The sequence below is a fragment of the Arthrobacter agilis genome, assembly GCF_002953615.1.
Classification (GTDB): Bacteria; Actinomycetota; Actinomycetes; order Actinomycetales; family Micrococcaceae; genus Arthrobacter_D; species Arthrobacter_D agilis_B.
The window spans coordinates 3,440,385-3,442,712 of record NZ_CP024915.1 but is presented as its reverse complement, the minus strand read 5'-3'; the positions used below and the strand labels follow the sequence as shown (position 1 = coordinate 3,442,712).

General features: G+C 67.7%; 3 protein-coding genes and 1 tRNA gene. 2 read left to right on the top strand and 2 right to left on the bottom strand.

Translation table 11 applies throughout. The features are described from left to right. Together CVO76_RS16970 and CVO76_RS16965 are read right to left on the bottom strand one after the other, a co-directional pair. The coding region (locus CVO76_RS16970; protein ID WP_208740227.1) for a sigma-70 family RNA polymerase sigma factor at positions 1-470 on the bottom strand (470 nt) is incomplete at its 3' end. Between the two features lie 204 nt (positions 471-674). Then, on the bottom strand, positions 675-1,184 hold the full coding sequence (locus CVO76_RS16965; RefSeq protein WP_208740226.1) for a MarR family winged helix-turn-helix transcriptional regulator: 510 nt from the start codon (positions 1,182-1,184) through the stop codon (positions 675-677). A gap of 166 nt (positions 1,185-1,350) precedes the next feature. On the opposite strand from CVO76_RS16965, the gene bcp reads away from it, so the two are divergent. Next, a complete protein-coding gene (gene bcp / locus CVO76_RS16960; protein WP_208740225.1) occupies positions 1,351-1,824 on the top strand; it encodes a thioredoxin-dependent thiol peroxidase in 474 nt (157 codons plus the stop codon). A 67-nt stretch (positions 1,825-1,891) separates the two neighbouring features. After that, positions 1,892-1,973 (top strand) — tRNA-Leu (locus CVO76_RS16955). The last annotated feature ends 355 nt before the right edge of the window (positions 1,974-2,328 follow it).

Genomic DNA, 2,328 nt, shown 5'->3' with positions numbered 1-2,328 from the left:
AGTTCCAGCCCGAGTTCGCGTGCCGTCGCCTCGCGGCCGAGCCGCTGGGCCATGGCGGGAGCTGCCCGGGCGATCTCCGTCCGGAGGTCCTGGACCTCGCGCGGCGGCCGGACCACCCAGCAGGAGTCCCGCAGGTAGCGCTTGATCTCCCCGTTGATCGTCGGTACGGCGAACGACGCGAACGGAACGCCCCGCGCCGGGTTGAAGCGCTGCACGGCCTTGATGAGTCCGAGGTAGGCCACCTGACGGATGTCGGACGCCTCCGGACCGGAGGCCGCGAAGGACCGTGCCACCGATTCCGCGATGTCCATGTGCCGCAGGGCGATGTCGTCCTGCAGGGCCGCCGCGAGGGGCCGCTCCGGATACGTGGCGGTCGCCTGCCCCGCGACGTCCCGTCGGGGGGCTCCGTCGGACACCTCGTGCTCGGCGGTCGTCTGCATGCTGTTCTCCGTCTGGCGTTGGGCACTCACGGTTCCCAACAAAACATCAGCCTGCTTAGTACGCAACCCATCGTCCCGAAATGTCCGATTCCGGGCAATGCCTTCCCTTTTCCTCAGGAGAGGAGTAGTGGCAGCAGCTCGCCGGAGCGCTCCCGATGCGCGCAAAAAGCCCCTCGCCGGATGGCAAGGGGCTTCGATCCAGGGCCTGAGTGGCCGGCCGTCCTCCGGGGCAGATCAGCCGATGACGGTCGCAGCGGGCCCCGGAGCGCCGGACTCACCGAGCGCCACGTCCTCCTGCACGGCGGCATCCGGCGCCACCCAGTTCCATCGCGGAGCGCCCAGCTGCCGGATGACCGTCTGGAGGTGGTTCCGCAGTTCGTCGGAGACGAGCCCACCGCCCGCGACCAGGGTGCGCTCGATATCGTCCGCGGCATCGAGCACCTTCCGTCCGTCGGGCGAGATGGAAACCAGATGGGAGCGGCGATCGAGGTCATTGCGCACGCGGCTCACATGTCCCCGGGATTCGAGGCGGGAGAGGGTCTTGCCCATGGTCTGCGCCTGCACGCGCACGATCTGCGCCAGGCTCGCCTGCGTCATCGCGCCCTGGTTCGCGAGGACCCCCAGGGCGATCACGCCGGCATGGGTCACCCCGATGTCGACCAAGCGCTCGTTCCAGGCGTGCTCGACGAGGCGGGCTGCCGTGGTCAGCAGGCGACCGGTGGGCCATTGATCCAGATCGGGCATAAAACAGTGCACTTCCTCTCGCTTGCAGGACCGGCTGCCACCGTCGGCGTCGGATCTTCCACCTATGATAGCTAGGCGGGTTGGTCCATTCCTCCCAGCCGGCCGGACAGGCCGATCCGGGGGGCGCATCCCGCTCCGGCCGAGTAACGAACCTCAAGGAGTATTCATGTCGCAACGACTCGCCGCGGGTGATAGTGCCCCCGACTTCACGCTCAACGACGCCGAAGGCAACGAGGTGACCCTGGCCTCGCAGCGGGGCAGCAGCGTCGTCGTGTACTTCTACCCCGCTGCTGCCACGCCCGGCTGCACCACCCAGGCCTGCGACTTCCGCGACAATCTCGCGTCGCTCGGTGCGGCCGGGTACCGCGTGCTAGGGATCTCGCCGGACCCTGTCGCCAAGCTGGCGTCCTTCGCCGAGCAGGAGTCCCTTACGTTCCCCCTCCTGTCCGACGCGGACCACGCGGTCGCGGACGCCTACGGCGCCTGGGGTGAGAAGAAGAACTACGGCAAGACCTACGACGGGCTCATCCGTTCCACCGTCGTCGTCGACCCCGACGGGAAGGTGGCCCTCGCGCAGTACAACGTTAAGGCCACCGGCCACGTGGCGAAGCTCAGGCGGGACCTCGGCATCGACCGGTAGGGCTCGGGAGGGTGCCCGCTTTCGCGTTACAGTGAAAGGACGGGCCGCTTCCAGCGGAGCAGCCCGAGCGCGAGTGGCGGAATTGGCAGACGCGCTGGATTTAGGTTCCAGTGTCTTCGGACGTAGGGGTTCAAGTCCCCTCTTGCGCACAGAGCAGCACCGGTCTCCGGACCGACCTCCAGGCCCCGCCGGGCCGCACGCCCGGCGGGGCCCTTCCATGTCCGGCGACGACCGTGTGCGTACCTTTCCTGCAGATGCCACCCATCCACTCCTACGCGTCGCCCGAAGTACCTCCGAGACATCGACACGATGTGTTTCAGCAAACAGTTCCAGACCACGGGCACCCGCCGGGTCTCATCAACGGAGGACATCTCATGGAAATCACCAAGCGCAGGAACCTTTCGATCCTCGGGATCGCAGCAGTCTCGATGTTCGGTCTCGCGGCCTGTGGCGGTGGCGACGAATCCGCCGCCGAGGCCACTCCCAGCAGTGAGGCCAGCGAGA

Excerpts from the sequence above, each read along its gene's own strand:
- bcp (WP_208740225.1), top strand. The coding sequence starts at position 1,351 with ATGTCGCAACGACTCGCCGCGGGTGATAGTGCCCCCGACTTCACGCTC.
- CVO76_RS16965 (WP_208740226.1), bottom strand. The coding sequence starts at position 1,184 with ATGCCCGATCTGGATCAATGGCCCACCGGTCGCCTGCTGACCACGGCA.